The sequence below is a fragment of the Neptuniibacter sp. genome, from assembly GCF_024231755.1.
GTDB lineage: Bacteria > Pseudomonadota > Gammaproteobacteria > Pseudomonadales > Balneatricaceae > Neptuniibacter.
In genome coordinates this window covers 23,464-42,598 of the sequence record NZ_JAAEQH010000210.1, presented here as the reverse complement: position 1 = coordinate 42,598, position 19,135 = coordinate 23,464, and the positions used below count along the sequence as shown (strand labels likewise).

At 44.8% G+C, this 19,135-nt stretch carries 16 protein-coding genes; 9 read left to right on the top strand and 7 right to left on the bottom strand.

Annotated features, from left to right (window positions below; genetic code table 11):
• Nucleotides 1-7: 7 nt before the first annotated feature.
• Entirely contained in the window at nucleotides 8-1,633 is a 1,626-nt protein-coding gene (locus GY843_RS10755) for a methyl-accepting chemotaxis protein (RefSeq protein WP_297309398.1), read from the bottom strand.
• Between the two features lie 595 nt (nucleotides 1,634-2,228).
• Between GY843_RS10755 and GY843_RS10750 the strand changes: the two genes are divergently transcribed.
• The gene (locus GY843_RS10750) at nucleotides 2,229-2,600 is read left to right on the top strand and encodes a VOC family protein (RefSeq protein WP_297309396.1); all 372 of its coding nucleotides are present in this window, start codon (nucleotides 2,229-2,231) and stop codon (nucleotides 2,598-2,600) included.
• A gap of 114 nt (nucleotides 2,601-2,714) precedes the next feature.
• Complete coding sequence (locus GY843_RS10745) at nucleotides 2,715-4,403, top strand: methyl-accepting chemotaxis protein (RefSeq protein ID WP_297309394.1); 1,689 nt, start codon at nucleotides 2,715-2,717, stop codon at nucleotides 4,401-4,403.
• Between the two features lie 44 nt (nucleotides 4,404-4,447).
• On the opposite strand, the gene GY843_RS10740 is transcribed toward GY843_RS10745, so the two are convergent.
• Nucleotides 4,448-6,790: a thioredoxin domain-containing protein gene (locus GY843_RS10740; protein ID WP_297309392.1), complete on the bottom strand. Its 2,343-nt coding sequence runs from the start codon at nucleotides 6,788-6,790 to the stop codon at nucleotides 4,448-4,450.
• Nucleotides 6,791-6,855: 65 nt separating this feature from the next.
• On the opposite strand from GY843_RS10740, the gene GY843_RS10735 reads away from it, so the two are divergent.
• Nucleotides 6,856-7,107 (top strand): hypothetical protein, encoded by a 252-nt coding sequence (locus tag GY843_RS10735; protein WP_297309390.1) that lies wholly within the window; start codon nucleotides 6,856-6,858, stop codon nucleotides 7,105-7,107.
• Between the two features lie 15 nt (nucleotides 7,108-7,122).
• Here GY843_RS10735 and GY843_RS10730 read toward each other — a convergent pair whose 3' ends face one another.
• A complete protein-coding gene (locus GY843_RS10730) occupies nucleotides 7,123-7,527 on the bottom strand; it encodes a hypothetical protein (protein ID WP_297309388.1) in 405 nt (134 codons plus the stop codon).
• 172 nt (nucleotides 7,528-7,699) lie between these two features.
• Here GY843_RS10730 and GY843_RS10725 point away from each other — a divergent pair, with 172 nt between their 5' ends.
• From GY843_RS10725 to GY843_RS10705, 5 genes are all read left to right on the top strand, one after another.
• Nucleotides 7,700-9,118 (top strand): PLP-dependent aminotransferase family protein, encoded by a 1,419-nt coding sequence (locus GY843_RS10725; protein ID WP_297309386.1) that lies wholly within the window; start codon nucleotides 7,700-7,702, stop codon nucleotides 9,116-9,118.
• A gap of 90 nt (nucleotides 9,119-9,208) precedes the next feature.
• Nucleotides 9,209-10,528, top strand: coding sequence for a deoxyguanosinetriphosphate triphosphohydrolase (locus tag GY843_RS10720; protein ID WP_297309385.1), 1,320 nt, complete (start codon nucleotides 9,209-9,211; stop codon nucleotides 10,526-10,528).
• Between the two features lie 64 nt (nucleotides 10,529-10,592).
• On the top strand, nucleotides 10,593-10,967 hold the full coding sequence (locus GY843_RS10715; protein WP_297309383.1) for a translation initiation factor Sui1: 375 nt from the start codon (nucleotides 10,593-10,595) through the stop codon (nucleotides 10,965-10,967).
• A gap of 189 nt (nucleotides 10,968-11,156) precedes the next feature.
• Complete coding sequence (locus GY843_RS10710) at nucleotides 11,157-12,002, top strand: hypothetical protein (RefSeq protein WP_297309381.1); 846 nt, start codon at nucleotides 11,157-11,159, stop codon at nucleotides 12,000-12,002.
• 43 nt (nucleotides 12,003-12,045) lie between these two features.
• Entirely contained in the window at nucleotides 12,046-12,804 is a 759-nt protein-coding gene (locus tag GY843_RS10705) for a retropepsin-like aspartic protease (RefSeq protein WP_297309379.1), read from the top strand.
• A gap of 49 nt (nucleotides 12,805-12,853) precedes the next feature.
• Here GY843_RS10705 and GY843_RS10700 read toward each other — a convergent pair whose 3' ends face one another.
• The 4 genes from GY843_RS10700 to GY843_RS10685 all read right to left on the bottom strand — a co-directional run bounded on the left by GY843_RS10700 (nucleotide 12,854) and on the right by GY843_RS10685 (nucleotide 18,127).
• Nucleotides 12,854-14,056, bottom strand: coding sequence for a hypothetical protein (locus tag GY843_RS10700; RefSeq protein WP_297309377.1), 1,203 nt, complete (start codon nucleotides 14,054-14,056; stop codon nucleotides 12,854-12,856).
• 1 nt (nucleotide 14,057) lies between these two features.
• Nucleotides 14,058-14,855, bottom strand: a complete 798-nt coding sequence (locus GY843_RS10695; protein WP_297309375.1) for an outer membrane lipoprotein-sorting protein — start codon at nucleotides 14,853-14,855, stop codon at nucleotides 14,058-14,060.
• A complete protein-coding gene (locus GY843_RS10690; RefSeq protein WP_297309374.1) occupies nucleotides 14,830-17,244 on the bottom strand; it encodes an MMPL family transporter in 2,415 nt (804 codons plus the stop codon). The genes GY843_RS10695 and GY843_RS10690 overlap by 26 nt, the downstream gene beginning before the upstream one ends.
• Before the next feature lie 136 nt (nucleotides 17,245-17,380).
• Nucleotides 17,381-18,127: a TetR/AcrR family transcriptional regulator gene (locus GY843_RS10685; RefSeq protein WP_297309372.1), complete on the bottom strand. Its 747-nt coding sequence runs from the start codon at nucleotides 18,125-18,127 to the stop codon at nucleotides 17,381-17,383.
• A gap of 444 nt (nucleotides 18,128-18,571) precedes the next feature.
• On the opposite strand from GY843_RS10685, the gene GY843_RS10680 reads away from it, so the two are divergent.
• A complete protein-coding gene (locus tag GY843_RS10680) occupies nucleotides 18,572-19,066 on the top strand; it encodes a hypothetical protein (RefSeq protein ID WP_297309371.1) in 495 nt (164 codons plus the stop codon).
• Nucleotides 19,067-19,135: the final 69 nt, after the last annotated feature.

Below are 19,135 nucleotides of genomic sequence, written 5' to 3'. Positions count from 1 at the left end.
TTTTATTTTAGATCTGAAACTGTTGTACCTGGCCTTTCAAGTCCCTTGCCAGAGCTGCAAGTTTCTCACTGCTTTCAGCAGTTTGAACCGCTCCTCCCTGAGTTTGTTCTGCTATTGTGGATATGTTGCTCAGATTACTGCTCATCTCTTCAGCTACCTGGCTTTGCTGCTGCACCACAGAAGCGACAACAGTGTTCATTTCCATGATCTGCTGCACGTTTAACACTATGTCATTAAGATGTTGTCCTGCAGCTGCAGCGCGTTCTACACAGCTCTGTGCTTCGCTGTGGCTTTCGTTCATCATACCAACTGCGCCTTGGCAGGCCTTTTTAAGTCGATCATTCAACTTATGAATCTGGTCTGTTGATTCAGATGTACGTTTTGCTAGGACTCGTACCTCATCTGCGACGACCGCAAACCCTCTACCTTGTTCGCCGGCTCTTGCTGCTTCGATAGCCGCATTTAAAGCAAGTAGGTTGGTTTGATCAGAAATATCACGGATGATACTAAGGAAGCTTTCCACTTGAAGGGTATCTTCTTCAAGCTGAGTGATAACGCTCGCTTGTGATTGAACCTGATGTGCCAATCCATTGATCGCATCAATTGTATTTTGAACAATTTCATCACCCAAACGAGCTGTGCTCTCTGCCTTAATAGTTATATCTGCAGTTTGTTGCGCATTTTGTGCTACATCTTGTGCTGTCGCGGACATCTCTTGCATGGCGGCAGCCAACATTTGCGTTTCACCATGTTGCTGTCTCACACCTGTTGATGTTTGCTCTGTTGTTGTAGCCATGATCTCTGCAGACGTCAGAATATGCTCACTGGAATGCTTCAGTTTCTGAATCAACTCCAATTGTACATCTAAGGTTCGGTTTATCTCTTTGCTTACCTCTCCAAGCTCATCACTGCCTTTGACTTCTATTCTGGCGACCAGGTTTCCGGCAGCTACTTTTTTCATCACATCACCCATATGTGCCAAAGGAGCAGTGATGGAACGTACAATCAGCATCGCAAACCAAATCACAATTGGAATGCAAATAGCTAAGAATAAGCCTGATTCTGAAATCTTTTCGTAAAATAAAGCTTCAATATCGTCAACGTAAATTCCCGTACCAATAACCCAGCCCCAGGGCTCAAACAGTTTAAATGAAGAAAGTTTTTCCAGAGGAGTAGATTCTCCTGGTTTTGGCCAATGGTAGGTTTGGTATCCAGATTGGTTTTGTCGAGCACTGGTAGCAATATCTAAGAACAGTTGCTTGCCATTGCTATCCTTAAAACCGGAGAGGTCTTTGTTATCGAGTTCGGGCTTGATTGGATGCATGATCATTCGGGCATCAAGATCATTTACCCAGACGTAATTGTTGCCGTCATAGCGCATCTCTCTGAGAGTATCTAAAGATCGCTCTTGTGCTTCAAGCGATGAGATATAGCCGGCCTTATACTTGTTGTAATAGCCTTGCATTATTGAGTGAGCCACAGCGACCACATTGTCTGATTGCCGTTGCCTTTCGAGTGAGAGTCCTTGGCGATATTCCCAAAGGTCATAGGCTTTCATTGATACACCCAGGCTCAGGAGCATCAGAATTATTGTTGCCAACTTGTGAGTGACAGACATCTTGTTAACAATCATTTTGGCCTAGTCCTTTTGATCATTTTTTATTCTTTTTAAATTTGACCAGATAATACTTGAGCAAAATGATAGGAAAATCGTTTTTTAGTACGGGAAGTTACTTAGTGGTTCTACGTACTAAAGTTGGATTTAGGAGGAGGTCTTGAAACTATTTTTGTCTCGAGAGGGGGAAGATTTACCTAAGGTTAACCCGTGAATGGTTCTACTATGCCTCCCTCGAACTGAGATTGATATCGTATATCCTTTCTAGTGTTACCTTACTCTCGAAGATACTGTTCCCAAACAGGCAGGGATGTAAGAGTTTATCTATGGCAGTGTTTGGCGTCAGTGATTGAAACTTAATTGCCTATAGAACAGTAGTTGCAACTATATTTATTAAATAATCTTTGTATGCAACTAAGCCTTCTCCTTGAGCTGTATTTACCATCCCCTTCACAACAGATTACTAACATATTGACGTGCAATGCTTTTGGACTAATTTTTAATTCGTTCTATAGTGGTAGTAAGTGCTTATGTTTCAAGTTGAAATCGGAGCATTTGGGATTTTAGATTTATCTGGGCAGACAATCACATAGATACTCCCATCAGAGGCAATATGCGATTTGAGATTGAGACGTTAGATCATATTGTGCTTGTTACTCAGGATATTGAACGCAGTCTGAAGTTCTACGTGGATGTGCTTGGTTGTGAGTTAATCAGAAAAGTCACTCAACCCGAGTTATATCAATTGAAGGCGGGAGATTCCCTGATTGATTTGAAACCTGGGGATTACAAGCCCGGTGATAATAATTTGGATCACTTCTGCCTGCGTATAAAGCCTTTTGAACCAGACGTTCTCTTACCTTATCTGGAAAGTGTTGGGGTTCCGTACGGTAAGGTTGAGCAGCGAAATGGAGCAAAAGGGTTTGGTCTTTCGGTTTATATCGAAGACCCAGATGGGAACTGTATTGAACTGAAAGCAACCTAGTGCTTGTCGCAGATCATAACTGCGAATTGTATAATCGATAATAATTAGTTCTAAAGTACTAATTCATAATAAATAATTACAAAGAGCGTATCTAAGAAGAGTGGAGTGCAATTAATGGGCAACATGTCGCTGAAACAGAAGGTGCTTCTGTTAACACTTATCCCTCTCATCGCCGTACTCGGTGTTGTTTTGTTGATAACTAACATGCAACTACGAGATATGGGGGAGAAGAAAATAGATCAGCTGCGAACGGAACTCATGGCGAGTAAGCAGGAAGCCTTGAAGAGCTATGTCGACTTGGCTATTTCATCAGTACAGCATATTGCTGATGATACGACTCTTGACTCGCAAGAAGCTCAGGATCAAGCCCTAGAAGTGCTGACAGCCCTAACCTACGGCAAAAAAGGTGACGGCTATATTTTCGTTTACACCTTTGATGGTGTGAATATGGCGACTCGGCCAAAACCCCAGTTAAAAGGCAAAAACCTTATCGATTTAAAGGATAAAAATGGCGTTCTTATCGTTAAGGATCTGATTGATGCTGCGAAAAATGGGGGAGGGTATGTCAAGTACATCTGGGCTAAACCTTCGAAGAAGATGGATGTTGATAAGTTAAGCTTTGCCCGAAGCATCGAAAAGTGGCAGTGGATGGTGGGTACAGGCTTCTATATCGATGACATCGATGACCAGATAGCCGAAGCAAATCAGGCTCTTGATGAAGAAACCACAAATACCATGATGTTCATTATCCTGGTAGGTGGTGGATTTGTACTTGTCTTCGGCCTACTGGCAGCCATGTTTGCTAATGGCATTGCCAATCCACTAGCAGCTGCTGCCGCAGCGTTAAGGGATATTGGTGAGGGTGAAGGTGATCTGAGTAAACGACTGGATACTAATGCCAAAGGTGAAGTAGGCGAGTTAGCTAAGGGCTTTAATGCTTTCGCTGCCAAAATACAGAGCCTCATAGTTGAAGTTAAAAGTGCAATCGAGGATCTCTCCAGCGCAACCAACAGAATGACAGGTGTTGTTGACAACACTCGTTTAGAAGTTGATGAACAGCGGCGTGAAACTGAACAGGTTGCGGCTGCTATTCATGAAATGGCTGCAGCAGTTCAGGAAGTCTCGACAAATGCTACCAATGCCTCGCACTCTGCCCAGTCTGCAGATGAAGCTGCTATAGGTGGGCAGAATGTAGTAAACGAGACAATTGGTTCTATTCAATCGTTACAAGCGGGTGTAAATACCGCGTCTGATGTAATTGCTCAGCTGGATAAAGACTCTGAGCATATTGGTACTGTCGTTAATGTTATCAAGGAGATTGCAGATCAGACTAACCTACTGGCTTTGAATGCTGCGATTGAGGCTGCCCGAGCAGGTGAGCAGGGCCGTGGTTTCTCAGTAGTTGCGGATGAGGTGCGTACACTGGCGAATCGTACTCAGCAGAGTACTGATGAGATTCAGACTATGATTGAGAAGCTGCAGACAGGTGCTCGTCAGGCGGTACAAGAGATGGAGCGTAGCCGTGAGCAGACTGATCAAACTGTTGAAAAAGCAGGGAACACGGGTGAGCAGTTGAATATTATCACTTCGTCCGTGAGTGAAATCAGTGGCATGAGTACACAAATTGCAACAGCTGCAGAGGAGCAAACTTCTGTGGCCGATGAGCTGAGTCGCAGTGTGCAACATATTGCAGATATCTCTGAGAGGGCCAGTGGTAATGCGGACCAGTTAGCCTCTACAACAACAGAGATGGCACAGCTGGAGCAGAGGCTTAACGCACTTGTTAACCAGTTTAAAACTTGATCCTGTATCGGGGGGCAGATTTAGAATCTGTTCCCCGAATTCTTTCACTGTATTGCCGCTGAGAACTTAAGAGTTTCCGGTGCTAGGCACTGTGTGTCGCTACAGGCCTGAAAGGTAAAGCTAAGTAGCTCATCAAGCACCTTTTTACTCTGTTTAGCTTGGATGTGGATATCAAACTCGCCAGTAAAGAGGTTGATATCCTGAGAAGCGAAAGAGAGCGCTAAGCTTTCCGCTTTAGGGTAACTTACCTTCTCTACCCATTCTGCGCTTACACTACTTCCAATAAGCTTTTTATGTCCCGGTTTTTCGGCATTAATATGCCAGCCGGGTGCTAATTGAATCTTCAGAATATAACCTGTGCCGGTGGATGTTAGCTCAGCTTTTAGGGCCCCCTGCGCAGCGTATTGAACTCTGTTTAGATAGCTTGAATTTTGCCCGAAAGCTTTTAGCAAGTAGCTATATTGCATCGGGTTACGAGAAACATTACCACTGTTAGCCTGTAACATCCTCTGGGCTGTGGTCAGGTAACGTTGATTCGGTTGCCTTTTTGCCAACAGTAATAGTGCCTCGTATGCGATTGATTCGCCGCTGGCAATCGCATTGTCACCGCGACTTCTTGCACGAACTGGCAGTAAGGTGTCCGCTCTGGAGAGGTACATGATTTCATTTTGCTCATCCCAGAAAAGTTTTAACATATCATCTGTCAGAATCTGAGCCCGCTTTAACCACTCCTGGTTTCCTGTGGAATCATACAGACTGATGTTGGCTACAGCGAAATAGGCATAATCCTCTAAGTTGGCCGGCTGGCCATCAATATTATCAAGCCTGTCCCTGAGTAAACCTGATGAGCCAAAGTGCTGCTGCCACAGGGTATCAGAAGCATTGATTGCAGCTTGTAGGTAATGGACCTCCCCTAGAGTTGAACCTGCTTCGGCAAGGGCGCGAATCATCATGCCGTTCCATGCCGTGATAACTTTGTTATCCAAATGTGGGTGAGGACGGAGCTGGCGGGCAGCTAGTAACTTTTGGTTAATACTGTTCAGCTGCTTGAAAAAATCATTGACTTTGTAACCTTGAGAAACAATAACTTCCGGAAGGGAGTTGGGCAGGTAAAGAATGTTTTTCCCATCAAAGTTGCTGCCATTTTCAAGGCCATACAGAGCAAAAGCCAGTTGGAATTCTTGATCTGATAAGGCCTCTTTCAGTTCAGCTTCATTCCAAAGGAAAAAACGCCCCTCTTCACCTTCGCTATCAGCGTCGGTTGCCGAGTAGAAAAGTCCCTGTTTATTACGCATCTCGCGTAACACATATTCGAGTGTGTTTTGAGCAGTCCGTTCAAATAAAGGATTGCCGCTAATCTCATAGGCTTGTAGATAAATGCGCGACAGTTGTGCTTGGTTGTAGAGCATCTTTTCAAAGTGTGGAATTAACCATTCAGGATCGATTGCATAGCGATGAAATCCTCCCCCAACTTGATCATAGATTCCCCCTTGATGTATCGCTTCAAGGGTATGGTTTAAGGTTTCTAACAGAGCTTGATCCTGAGTTCGGATGGCTTGGTCGAACAGCAGGAATAGGGCTGGCTCATTGGGAAATTTAGGTGCGGTACCAAAGCCTCCTTGCAACTCATCAGCCAATTCCAACCATTGTTCAGTGGCCGCTGCGAGAGTTTCATAACTAACACTATTGCTCTCGCTTTTATTTGTAGAACTGATTCTTTTTATTGCAGAAAGTGTATTAGATGCATCAACCCTGATTTCAGTCTGTTCTTCGTGCCAAAGTTTTTTAATTCGTTGTAGTAGTTGAAGAAACTGTTTGGGAGGAAAGTAAGTCCCAGCAAAAAATGGCTCTGCTTCAGGGGTATTGAATGCATTTAAGGGCCAACCGGTTTGACCGCTGATCATGGCTGCTGCAAGCATATATGTTTCATCGATATCGGGGAGCTGCTCACGGTCTACTTTAATGCTGATGAAGTGCTCATTAAGAAATGCTGCTATCTCCAGATCCTCAAAACTCTCTTCCTCCATTACATGGCACCAGTGGCAGGTTGAGTAGCCAATAGACAGAAAAATAGGCTTATTTTTCTGTTTTGCTTTATCTAGCGCCTCTTTAGACCAGCTATACCAATTAACCGGGTTATGGGCATGCTGTTGCAAGTAGGGAGAGGACTCAAGTAACAGACGATTAGTAAAGCGCGGTCCGCCAGATTCTGTCAGATGTTTTGTTCTTGGTTGGTAGGTTAAACTTTTGTTATCTAAAACCAATTGCAGTTGATGTTGTAGTGCTGGTGGAATTAGCTTTATCTCATTTGCCTTACCCGTGATAGGTATCCCCAGGGTTGCTATTAGTGCAAGGGGGATAAAGAATGTCCATTTACCTTTATGCATTACAAACGATCCGCTTATGATGATTACTCGTATTGGAGCCTTGGATAAGGAGAAGGTTCACTAAGATGGCAAAACCTAATAAGAAGGGGCCTTTGAGAACCGTTGATGTTTATTGTAGTCGCTGCAAGACCCATCTGTTTAAGTACAGAAAGGGCGGCAAAGGCTCATTGGTGAAGTGCTTTAAGGAGCGTATCAACGAAGACTACACTGAGCAGCCATGTATCTGCCCCGGTTGTGGCGGTGAGTTTGCGCGAGATGTTTTGGTTCGAGGTACGCCTGCCTACAAAATCATTGGAGGCAAGGCGTACGCTAAGTGACTAGCTAGCCATTCTTTATTTTATATCAGCAACACTCTCATCATTTGTGTTTGTTTCTTTTCTCTTCCTAGCTAGGTTTGGGGCCAGGCAGAGGACCTCTCCACTAAGATAGTAGTGTGAAATTGCTTGAGGCAGAGTTTCACCGGATTGTAGTGATCCAGGATTCTTTACTTTGGTTACTGTCAAATGATCAGCCTGGTAAGCAGCGCCACGACAAAGTTCTCTCGCTCTATGGTGCCACATAGTTTCAACATCCTGCTTCGTATCGAATTGATTACCGGTGTACTGCAAAGAGAAGTTATCCGGGGTGATCATATTCGATCGGTATCCAGAGTTGCCGTCAAAGGCGTGATAGCTGCTATCACAGCCATTTAAGGCTGTGCTGAAAAGTAATATCAATGATGTTCTTTGAATAAACATTTCAGCCTCCTGAATCTTTGGATTTGATAAGAACAGGATAAAATGCTTAGCTATACCAATACAGATTTAGATTGGTGTTATTGTTGCGGTACAGTTTTATTGATTACCTATCTGTGCTGTTAAATAAACCTTAAACTGTACTTGTTTGATGTGACTGTGATGGCTTTTTGTTATGAAACTGTATGAGCAGCTTGTTGAAGAATTAGTTAGCAGGATAAATCAGGGCTATTACCAGCCAGGAAAAAAACTTCCCTCCATACGTTCTTTGAGTAAAGAAAGAGGGGTCAGTATTTCTACTGTACAAGAGGCTTATATCCGGCTGGAAGAGGGTGGCTTTGCAGAGGTAAGGCCAAAATCAGGCTACTATGTGAAGGGAAGAAGTGCTGCACCTCAGTTACCGGAGGTAAGTCGTCCGGCACAACGTCCTCTCGAAGTATCCCATTGGGAACAGGTATATAACCTACTGCATGCAGAGAAAGAACCTGGCCATGTCGCATTGGGTACTGCTCTACCAGAGATAAACTCATCAACTTTGAAGCCATTGCTGAAATCATTATCTCAAGCTGCTCGAAATGGTACCGAAAACTTTCTTAACTACTGCGGCATGGGCGGCTCCCCAAATTTACGTAAACAGATTGCTCGTTTGGCAGTGGACTATGGTTGTAACTTGCATCCGGACGAGATCATTATCACGTCTGGTTGTCAGGAGGCGCTTGTGTGTAGCTTTCGAGCGGTGACTAATCCTGGAGATATTGTCGCAACTGATTCACCCAGTTTTTATGGTTCTACTCAGGCAATTAAAGCACTTGGTTTGAAAGCACTGGAAATTCCTACCCATCCTGAGACGGGTATTAGTTTGGAAGCTTTGGAGTTGGCTTTGGATCAGTGGCCGATTCAAGCAATTCAAGTTACACCAACCTGTAATAACCCCCTGGGTTATACCATGCCTGAAGAGCGGCGGAAGGGATTGCTACGTCTGGCTCAACAGTACGATATTCCAATCATAGAAGATGATATCTATGGCGATCTGTATTTTCGTTCTCCTCGACCTAAAGCTATCCGTGCTTTTGATCAGGAGGGACGGGTTCTGCTCTGCTCTTCATTCTCGAAAACAATTGCACCAGGTTTACGTTTGGGGTGGGTAGCTCCTGGGCAATGTACAGAGAGGGTATTACATAAAAAGTTTGTCTCAACGGTGAGTAGTCCCCTGATCCAGCAGGAAGCCGTCGCTGAATTTATTGCAAATGGTTATTACGAGCGTCATCTGCGCAAAATGCGTCTGCAGTACCAGCAATCACGGGATCTTATGATTGAATGGATTGAGAGCTATTTTCCAGAAGGTACACGTATTAGTTTTCCTGAAGGTGGTTATATGCTCTGGGTCGAATTACCGATGGCGATGGATACAGTACTGTTAAATCAAAGGCTTGCAGATAAGCAGGTTAGTATTGCGCCAGGGGTTATCTTCTCTGCTTCGGGCAAATACCGAAACTTTATGCGTCTTAACTATGCTGGGAAAATGGATGAAGATACTCACAATGCTGTCCGAGTACTTGCTGATGAAATCCGTAGTTTCGCAGAGGAAATATAGTTGTCTTCTGAAATGACTTTTTGCTTCAGAAGCTAGGCTTTTTGCCGATTAAAAAATACTCATATTCAGGAAATTATTGGAGTGATCTGAATGGAAATGCAGTGGCAACGTTTGTTGACTACAAAACGCTATGGACATGCGGAAGTTACCGAAGATGAGATAGGTCGTAGTCATTTCCACAAGGATCAGGATCGAATAATCTTTTCCAGTGCCTTTCGGCGCTTGGGTCGAAAAACACAAGTTCACCCCATGTCCCTCAATGATCATATCCATACCCGTCTTACTCACTCCATTGAGGTTGGTAGTTTGGGGCGAAGCCTGGGAATTCGAGTTGGTGAACAGATTCAGGACCAACTACCTGATTGGGCAACCTCATACGATATCGGCATGATCGTCCAGTCAGCTTGTCTAGCACATGATATTGGTAACCCACCGTTTGGGCATGCAGGTGAATATGCGATCCGTGATTGGTTTAAACGCCAGTCTGACAGCAAACTTTTGAAAGGTCTGACCGATGAACAACGCCTGGATCTGATGACCTTCGAAGGTAACGCGCAAGGTTTCAGAGTGGTTACCCGAATTGAAAACCATCTATTTGATGGTGGCCTTCGTCTAACTTATCCAACACTTGGGGCGTTATTAAAATATCCATGGAGCGCTGAATTTGCCGGAAAGAAAGGCAAGTTCAGTGCGTACCAGACTGAGCTGGAGATCCTTAATAAGCTTGGCCGTGAGCTTGGGCTAGTGCCTAAAGGTGAGAATCGTTGGTGTCGCCACCCACTTACCTACCTGATGGAAGCAGCGGATGATATCTGTTATGCCATTCTTGATCTGGAAGATGCTATCGAGCTAAATATTCTTAGCTTTGAAGAGATTAAACCGATTCTGCTAAAGCTTTGTGGTGACACCTCATTTGAAGATGATATTTTTACTTCCCAAGCTTCTGCACGTCGTAAGATCTCTGCACTTCGTGGTAAAGCTATGGAACATATGGTGGGCTCAGCTGTTCAAGCCTATATGGATAATCAACACCTGATCATGCAAGGAGAGTACTCCGGTGAACTATTAAGTGACGGTGATCCAGGTGTACGTGATGGATTGCGTGAGGCGAAAAAGTTAGCACGTGAAAGGGTATTTCCCGATACTCGTAAAACTGAGTTGGAAGTCGGGGCCTACACCACTTTGGGTGTGCTATTAGAGGCGTTCTGCCATGCAGTATATGATAACCATCACCTGAAAGGGGAAGGGTTAAGTTACCGTAGCGAAAGGATTATCAGCCTAATGGGTATCCATGCTCCAAGACCCGAATTGCCCCTCTATAAAGCTTATATGCGTGCCTTAGATTTTATTAGCGGTATGACGGATAACTATGCTGCGTATCTTGCGCGTCAGATTGGTGGTTTAAGCTAGTTCCCATCAGCAGCCCGAACTACTCTATAATAGCCTTTTGCCAATTTAGATTAGGGTTGTATTCGTGGCTTCTTTAAAAGATCAATTAAGCGGTCTGGTTTATTCAACGGAAAAAGGGCAGCTTTGCCCAGGCTGTGGTGAAGCAGTTGATGCTTGTGTTTGTGATGAGCTAAGTGATCAGCAACGTCTTGATTCTCTCGATGGTGTAGTAAGAATTCGCCGTGAAACCTCAGGGCGCAAGGGTAAAGGTGTTACCACGATTAGCGGGATTCCTTTGCCTGAGAAAGAATTGAAGGTGTTGGCTAAGAAACTGAAGAAAACCTGTGGCACCGGCGGAGCACTTAAAGAAGGTATTGTTGAAATCCAAGGTGATCACCGGGAAAAACTGAAAGCCGTTCTTGAGAAAGAGGGCTTTACTGTAAAACTGGCAGGCGGTTGATATGCCGAAGAAAAAAACTTGTACCCGTTGTATGGTATTACGCTTAGCGCTAGTGTTTATGGCTGTGGTTGTACTATTTATGTTGAATGGGCTAAGCGGTTTCTTCTCTTGATGAAGAGTCCTGATTTAGGATCTACACTTAAACTTGGTCACAATCTAAATACCCAAGGATGAGCCAGAGTATCGATTATGAAAAAAAGCATTCTGCTCGCAGCATTAATCAGCTCACTGAGTTTAAGTTCTCACGCAGAAATCTACCATTATGTAGATGACTCTGGAAAAAAAATCTTTGTCGATAGCCTCTCCAGAGTTCCACACAAGTACTGGGATCAGTTAAAGAACCAAAACAAGACTGATTTCAGCTTATCGCCTCACGAACAGGCTAAAAAGAACCTGTTGCAAAGTATTAATAATGTATCTATCGAGCAGCGCCAAACCAAGCGTGATGTTCTTGATGCAATGGCTATCTATGAAGCCCCGCTGCGTAAGATTCAAGGCAAGCCTGTAGTTCAGGTAAAATTCCGCGATGGTACTATACTCAGAACGCTCAATCTTCTATTGGATGTGGGTTATCCGGCTTTGCTGTTAAGGGAAAGCCAAGCTTCTCTTTTCAGTGCTAAACCGGGCAAATTAAATCATTTGCAACTATCTGATCAGGTCGTGAGAACTCGCCCTCTGAATATCACTAAGGTCGAGTTTGGGCCGTACTCTTATGACCTCAGAAATTTCTATCTGGTAGAAGATTCATTGATCCCAGGTGGGGTTGATGGCGTGTTAGGAAAACCAATCGTGTCAGGCATTCGTTTCAAGGAAGATGCCGGAGCTAATAAATTGATTTTTGAACCAGAACATTATGCTTCCCTGCAGACAGAGCTAGATGAGATCGAGCAGTTGATTGAGAAACAAAAGGCTGTGGAAGAGGAAGTAAAGAATGCTGAAAATCTGGAAGGCCGCGATATTCAGTTGATTGAAAATGCATCGGCAAAAGATATAGAACCGGTAGCAAGTGGCGCCAATGCGAGTGCTAAAAAATAATCAGCTTTCTAAACTAAAATGGATTTAACTTGGATTGCTAGCTATGCACAAACCTTTATTTGTTAGTCTCATTCTTTCTGGAGTCATACTCTTTCCAACCCCTGCGGAAGCCAGGATTTACGAGTATGTTGATGATCGAGGCAAAAAAGTATTTGTGGATCGCTTGTCCAAAGTGCCAGCTAAATACCGTGATCAGCTGCAAACGAGAAAGGAACAGGCTGAACTACTCGATCCTGAAGACCTTGAATCACTGAAAAAGGAGCGGGATCTTAAACAGCTTAAGCTCAAACTTACCCACCAGAGAAGGTCTTTACAGGACCAGATGAGAAGGTTTATAACGCCAGTCGAGCTGAAATATAACCGCATCACTGTGCCGGTAAAAGTTGTTTATGGTGCTCGTATGGCGAATCTTAATTTAATTCTCGATACGGGGGCTTCATCGACTGTCATTCATGCAGATGCAATTAAGTCTTTAGGAGCACAGCTTAGTTCAGGTGGTTATGCCAGAGTTGCGGATGGCAGAGCTGTTGAGATCAAGCAAACGACCTTTTCCAAGGTCGAAATCGGTCCCTACAAATACAATAATGTACGTTCTGCTGTGATCGATTATCAAAATACCCCAATCGGTAATCATGGGCTATTGGGTATGGATTTTTTGCTCGGGGCCCGTTATGAACTTGATCGGACCAATCGACAAATCATATGGGATCCAGCCCAGTATCAGCGACTTCAGGAAAGACTTCTCGCCCTTGATGAGTTGGAGCAGCAACTGGATAACCCAGTAGCCACTCCGTCACCTTAAAGTTCGGGCCCTATATGTAGTGACCTCAAAGAGCGTCTCTTAAATAAGATTAGAAGTATCGTTCAACGGTCAGTTGCAGATGATCATCCTGCTTGATGTTGTAGCTTAGGTCGGCCTGATCATCAGCACTGAAGAATCGACCATCAACGCTGACCTTCCAGTTATCACCATAACGGCGGCTGGCTTCTACGATAAGGCTTTGGCTATCGTAATCCAGATCATGGCTGATACCTGCCAGCATCTCAGTACTTTCCGCATCATTCAGGGTCATTCGTGCTCCCATAAACAGGTCGTTCTGGATCGCGGCATCAGCATCTTTACCACGTTCATCCCAACCATATTCCAGCAGTACGCCTATATCTGCTGCGCTTTCATTAATGCCATAGAAGGTGTATTCAAAACCAGCCTGAGCAGCCCAGTAGTTTTCGCTGCTGGTATCACGGTGGATAGTTTCGAACTTCCAGAGCCAGCTATCGATAGTGGCCTGTAGATCAAAGCCGATCTGGTCCATCTGTTCATAGTAGGGAACAAGCACCAGATTGCCGTTGTCATTTTGTACCTGTAACTTCGGATCACGGTTGGTACCGTGGAACCAATATGCCCCTAGGTCAAAATCACCAATGGTATGGCTCCAGCGGATCGCTGTATCGATATGATTTTCTTTAGCCCCAGATTCATATTCGGCACGATCAGTATCAACTACCAGACCTGCACGCAAACGTCCTTCTTCTCCTGCGAAGGTTCGTTCACGAAAACCGGGTAACAGATAAAGGTCAACAATACCCCAGTCTCGAACCAGGGAGAGGTTGATCATTTGCTGCCCAAGTTTGTCTTCACCGTCAAAATCTTCAACGCTATCGGTCTGATTGATTACATCAACCAGGTGCTGAAATTCAGTCACACCCCAGAACACCTTGCGTAGGCCTGTGCGTAATTCCCAATCATCAGCTACATGAACCCAGCTTAGTTCGCGGATATCCATATGGGTACGTTCACTGTCGTTCTCGTCTAAACGCAAGAAAGGAGTGACGGTGATACTGTCTAGACCGTCGTTCCATTCCCAGTAGAACTCGGGTTCTGCCGCAAAGGATAGGTTGGTATCGTAGTCCTGACCGGGGAACTGTGCATCTTGGGTAAAATAACGCAGGTCGGCACTGATCTTTCCGGACATTTCATAATAGGTTTCTGCCTGAGCAGGCAGGGCTGTAATCAGCCCTGCTGCCAGAATAGCCTGTGTCAGCTTCTTGCCCATCTTAACGCGCTCGTTTCAGGGTGTTTTTGTTGAAGTCTTTATCGGTCAAACCGGTTTTGAAAGTGTAGGAACCATATGTCAGGTCGGTACTTTTACCAGTCTGGTGGTTCACCATCTTCATCATATCCGGGCGCCAGTGTTTACCTTCATACTCTTTGTATTCGTGGTAAGTCAGGGTCTTCAATGGTGAGTTTTTACGGTCATAGAAGTCTATCTTCCACGGGCGATACTCAGCCTGGTCAAGCCATACAACACGACGGGTATAACCGGAGTTTTTATCGACAGGGTACTGTTCAACTACGTAGCAGGTGCCACCTTCACAGGCTTCATCTTTGATGAATTTGTAGGTGTACTTTTCTACCTCGAAAGATGACAGGTCTTCGTAGGCAAACTCTGAACCCATAAATGGACCGGACTTGTTACGTGATGCGATACGCTTCACACGCTTTAGAGCAGGTAGGTATAGCCACTGATCATCGGCACCAACAGCATGAGAAAAGCTCAAAAATGCTGTGCCTTTCACATCACGAGGTTTATCGAAAACTGACAGGCTCTTATCACCGTCATTATCAATTTCCAGAGACTTCATGCGGATCTCACGAACACTCTCCTGACCCTGCTTATTACGCAGAATCATATTCATCTGAGCCTGCATATCCTGCCAGCCCAGATCACTTGCTTTTGCTTCTTCTGCAATACGCAGACCTTTCTCTTCAGCTGTTTCGGCTGCAGCAATAGCAGGTGTTGCGATCAGACCTGCGATCAGGAACGATTTAAGCGGGTTGGTTAACAGAGTCATTATTGTCTCCTTCAGTAGTTTTACCGTCAGCGGTTGTAGCAGATGTTTCACGGTCTTTTGAGTGTGTATCGCTGTCGTTGGAATTAGTGTCTTCAGTTGTTTCAGTGGCTTTACTTTTATCCAGTTTCATCAGCAGTGGCGGCAGGAACAGGAAGTCCACAATCAAGGCAATCAGAATAGTCAGGCCGGTCAACAGGCCCATATCTGCATTCAGTTTGAAGGAGGACTGCGCCAGTACCATAAAGCCAGCAACCAGAACAAAGGTGGTGATCCAGAGGGCACGGCCTACACTTCCGAAGGCATAACGTACTGCCTCATGGGTACCTTTATTGCGGTCACGGCGTGCATGCAGGTATTTGCTCAGGAAGTGAACGGTGTCATCCACCACTATACCCAGAGTCATACCAGCCACGACAGATAGTGCCAGGCCGATCTGTCCATCAATCAGGAACCACACACCAAAGCCCATCGCTGCTGGTGCCAGGTTAGGAATCAGGCTGATAAAGCCGAATTTAACCGAGCGTAGAGCAAAGCCAAGCAGAATTGAGATCAATATCAGTGCAAGACTTGTACCCAACAGCATGCTGTAGATATTTCGCTGGCCGATATGAGCAAACATCAGGTTTGGACTGGCGATCGATACTTCGTACTGTGGAGCATTTTCGGCAAACCAGTTGTAGATACGGCTTTCAATTTCAATCTGCTGTGTACTTGTCAGATTCTGGAATGTTGCAACAACACGGGTTGAGGATTTATCCACGTTCAACTGGTTGTTCAGGTCCAGACCATACGGCAAAGACATCTCATACAGCAGCAGATACTGTGCTGACAGTTCACGATCCGTTGGCAGCTTATAGTAAGCAGGATCATCACTGTGCATGTTCTTGTTCAGGCGTTTGATCGTATCGCTCAGGGTGTTTACGTGATCTGTCTCAGGCTGAGCGCGTAACCAGTCACTCAGATCACCTACTGTTTTCAGGAATTTAGGTGCGTTAATACCACTGGCTTCACCACTGTCGATGGAGATCTCCATGGTCGACATACCTGACAGGTTGTCCTGCATATAGTCGGTGGCCTGACGGAATGGAACGGTCTCATCGAAGTACTTAACGAAGTCATCGTTCAGTTTGTTCATTGGCACCAGAAGAACGATGGCAGCCATAATCACAGCCATAGTCGGGAACAGTACACGACGTTTGCTCACTACGAAGTCAGCCAACTTGTGCATGGTATCGCTTTCGCCTTCTTCGATCTGAGCGACTTTCACCGGTAGTAATCTCAACATTGCCGGGAATACAGTGACAGAGAAGACAAAGGCTAACATCACACCTACTGCAACCATGTTACCCAGATCGTGGAATGGTGGTGAATCGGAGAAGTTCAGACTCAGGAAGCCGATAGCAGTAGTCGCGCTGGTCAGGAAGATCGGCTGGAAGTTGATCTTCAAGCTGTCTTCAATCGCTTTACGTTTTTCCACGCCATGGCGCATCTCATAGAACATCGTTGTCATGATATGAACACAGTCGGCAACCGCCAGCGTCAGTACCATGATCGGCGTACTTGCTGATGGTCCGGTAAGGAATAATCCTGCCCAGCCTGCCAGGCCCATAGTACCGGCAATAGAGAAACCGATAATAATTACAGTGGCAAAGGTACCGCTGAAAGTACGTAGCAGCAGGATCATACCTAGAATAACAACACCAAACATGATTGGAACCAGTGTTGCATTGTCGTTTAGGGATGATTCGGCAAAGCTGTTGTTCATCATAACCATACCGGAGAGATGAACTTTCAGATCAGGGTTTGCAGCAACAAAGTTGTCGCGCATCTCACGAACTTTGGATACAACCTCTGGCACTTCCACTACAGGGTTTTCGCCCGGTAGCTGAACCGTTACGTTTACAACGGTAACGTGGCCTTTTTCGGAAATCAGCTTATGCAGCATCAGTGGTTCATTAACTGCGATCTCCTTCAGGCGAGGCATATCTGCTTCGCTGATTGCTTCCGGGTCTAAGACCAGATCTTCAACGATCATGTCATCTTCTTCAGACCAGGTATGCTGGAAGTTTGTAACGGAATCTACACGGGTAGAGTAGGGCACCTGCCAGGATTCATTGGTCAGCTCATAGATTGCCGCCAAAGTACTTGGCTTAAATACCTCACCATCATCCGGGGAGATGATAAAAGCGACGTTGTCACTCTTACTGTAGATTTTTTGCATCGATTCGAATGCTGTCAGCTGAGGGTTTTCCTCACCAAAGAACACTCGATAATCACTCTTGAAAACCAGGTTTTTAGCGCCGGATGCAGCACCAAATACCAACAGCACAGAGAGCAGAATCACCCATACTGGATGATCTAGCACAAATCGGAAAAGGCGATCTCTCATTTTCCTACTCCAGGGGCCCCTATGGGGTGTTAGGTTGGTCTTATGCCAACTTAAGGTTACTTAATAGTGACGAATCGTCACTAAACTTTTATTAAAAAAACGGCCATGCCGTTTCTTCTAAATCTCTTTCTCTAACTCAGGTCAGGCTTAGCTGTTCCTGAAGTTGTTCGAATTCCGTTTTGAAAATGCCTGCTTTTAATCTCTCTACCGTTTCCGCCCAGTCGTAATCTTTGGTATAGGGTTTCCAGTCCAGACCATCAAGCACAAGGTTGCTGTGATTGGTAAGTTCTCTTTCCAGCATCATCTCAGTACGTACACTGCAACGATCAAGCGTTTCATGTAGGAGAGCGATGGTTCCAAAGCTCATAGCCCATAGCGAGAAAGCAACTTGAGCTGGGCTAAGGTGAGGTTGCAGGTTTAAATCACCAGAAGAGAGCCCGGAAGAGATGATCTGCAGGATGCTTCCTAGCAACTCACTTTCCAGGGCTGTATGTTCTTCCTGGCGCTTTTCAGTTGATTTCTCACGCACTGAAGGGGTTTTTGCGGAGATCACCAACATAAACTCAGTTGGGTTTAACTGTGAGTGCAACATGTAGGCAAAACCCACAGCAAACATCCTTTCACGGCTGTTACCTTCAAAAGTTACAGCGCGCTTAAACAACTCCGTCAGAGCTTTAACACTACGGTTGCACAGACCGGTCAGCAGATCTTCTTTACAGGTAAAGTGGTTGTATACAGTGCCTTTGGAGTAGGGGAGATTAGCAACCACCTTGTCGATGGTAAGACCTGCAACACCCTGTTCAGACATAATCTGAAGGGCTGTTTGCATAATCTCTTCTTCGCGGGCTTCAATGACCGCATCATCAACAATTTTTGGGCACATATTCTATTTCTGTGTTCTGCTTTTGATATTTAAAATGACGGTTCGTCAAAATTAGCCGGATTAGGGGAAAAGCTCAAGGGTTAAAAATGCAACAAACCGTTACTTTTTCGCAACAACGGTGATAATTGGTTTGTTTTTGACAACAAATTAATTACTGTGAAGCAGAAAGTGACATGAATTTTGATTAAAGCCTTTCATGTTATCCATCCTTTCTTAATATTCGTTGTTAATAATTTAGTGTTCTTTGATTTTTTGGAGGACTTGTCACATCTGCTTCCAAAGCGTTTGTGCGGGAACTCCCTAATCACGGCAGAGGCTGAAAGTTTCTAATAGTTAATTGAATATTCATTCGGCTTTAAAAAATCTTTCTTACACTGTGTTGTACAAAAAATGGTAGTGATCTTCGTTTTTTGACGAGGCCTCTCAATCCAGGAGAGAGAGGAGTTGATTCATTTTGATGAGACAAAGGAACTCTCAGCGTCAAATAGCCAGCTCCCAAAGGAGTTATACGTTAAGAGTATCCCGCAACATGGAGTGCTTAAGATGAAAATACCAGCCTATGTTCTTGCGGTTAAAAACCATCAGAAAGGAGAGCTGCAATTGGCTCTTGGAGGAGAAAGAACTGCAGACATGCCGGTGTGTTTTTCACCTGACTACGCAGCCCACCTTTTCAACTTCAGTGAATCCAGAGTTCAGTGTGATGAGGGGGACAGTGTATTTCTGTTAAAAGGAGATGCGGATATTTCCGAAATTGAACGGGAGGATGATTTTCCTGAGGCGTTTAAAAAACTACTTCAGGATAACAATGATCTTAATGACTGGACGGTCCTACGCCAGAAATCGGCTGTATCAGTGAAATCTCAGGAGTATAAGCAGAAGGTGAGGGCGGATCTTGAGCAAACTCACAGGTTGCTTCAAATGACTCAGTTATTAATGTGAAAACTATACAACAAAAATAAAGGCCACATAATCATGTGGCCTTTTATGTAGTCGCATACAGAATCGTGA

What these genes read in the sequence shown, in the direction of transcription:
- GY843_RS10755 (WP_297309398.1), bottom strand. Translation starts at nt 1,633, where the DNA reads ATGATTGTTAACAAGATGTCTGTCACTCACAAGTTGGCAACAATAATT.
- GY843_RS10750 (WP_297309396.1), top strand. Translation starts at nt 2,229, where the DNA reads ATGCGATTTGAGATTGAGACGTTAGATCATATTGTGCTTGTTACTCAG.
- GY843_RS10745 (WP_297309394.1), top strand. Translation starts at nt 2,715, where the DNA reads ATGGGCAACATGTCGCTGAAACAGAAGGTGCTTCTGTTAACACTTATC.
- GY843_RS10740 (WP_297309392.1), bottom strand. Translation starts at nt 6,790, where the DNA reads ATGCATAAAGGTAAATGGACATTCTTTATCCCCCTTGCACTAATAGCA.
- GY843_RS10735 (WP_297309390.1), top strand. Translation starts at nt 6,856, where the DNA reads ATGGCAAAACCTAATAAGAAGGGGCCTTTGAGAACCGTTGATGTTTAT.
- GY843_RS10730 (WP_297309388.1), bottom strand. Translation starts at nt 7,527, where the DNA reads ATGTTTATTCAAAGAACATCATTGATATTACTTTTCAGCACAGCCTTA.
- GY843_RS10725 (WP_297309386.1), top strand. Translation starts at nt 7,700, where the DNA reads ATGAAACTGTATGAGCAGCTTGTTGAAGAATTAGTTAGCAGGATAAAT.
- GY843_RS10720 (WP_297309385.1), top strand. Translation starts at nt 9,209, where the DNA reads ATGGAAATGCAGTGGCAACGTTTGTTGACTACAAAACGCTATGGACAT.
- GY843_RS10710 (WP_297309381.1), top strand. Translation starts at nt 11,157, where the DNA reads ATGAAAAAAAGCATTCTGCTCGCAGCATTAATCAGCTCACTGAGTTTA.
- GY843_RS10705 (WP_297309379.1), top strand. Translation starts at nt 12,046, where the DNA reads ATGCACAAACCTTTATTTGTTAGTCTCATTCTTTCTGGAGTCATACTC.
- GY843_RS10700 (WP_297309377.1), bottom strand. Translation starts at nt 14,056, where the DNA reads ATGGGCAAGAAGCTGACACAGGCTATTCTGGCAGCAGGGCTGATTACA.
- GY843_RS10695 (WP_297309375.1), bottom strand. Translation starts at nt 14,855, where the DNA reads ATGACTCTGTTAACCAACCCGCTTAAATCGTTCCTGATCGCAGGTCTG.
- GY843_RS10690 (WP_297309374.1), bottom strand. Translation starts at nt 17,244, where the DNA reads ATGAGAGATCGCCTTTTCCGATTTGTGCTAGATCATCCAGTATGGGTG.
- GY843_RS10685 (WP_297309372.1), bottom strand. Translation starts at nt 18,127, where the DNA reads ATGTGCCCAAAAATTGTTGATGATGCGGTCATTGAAGCCCGCGAAGAA.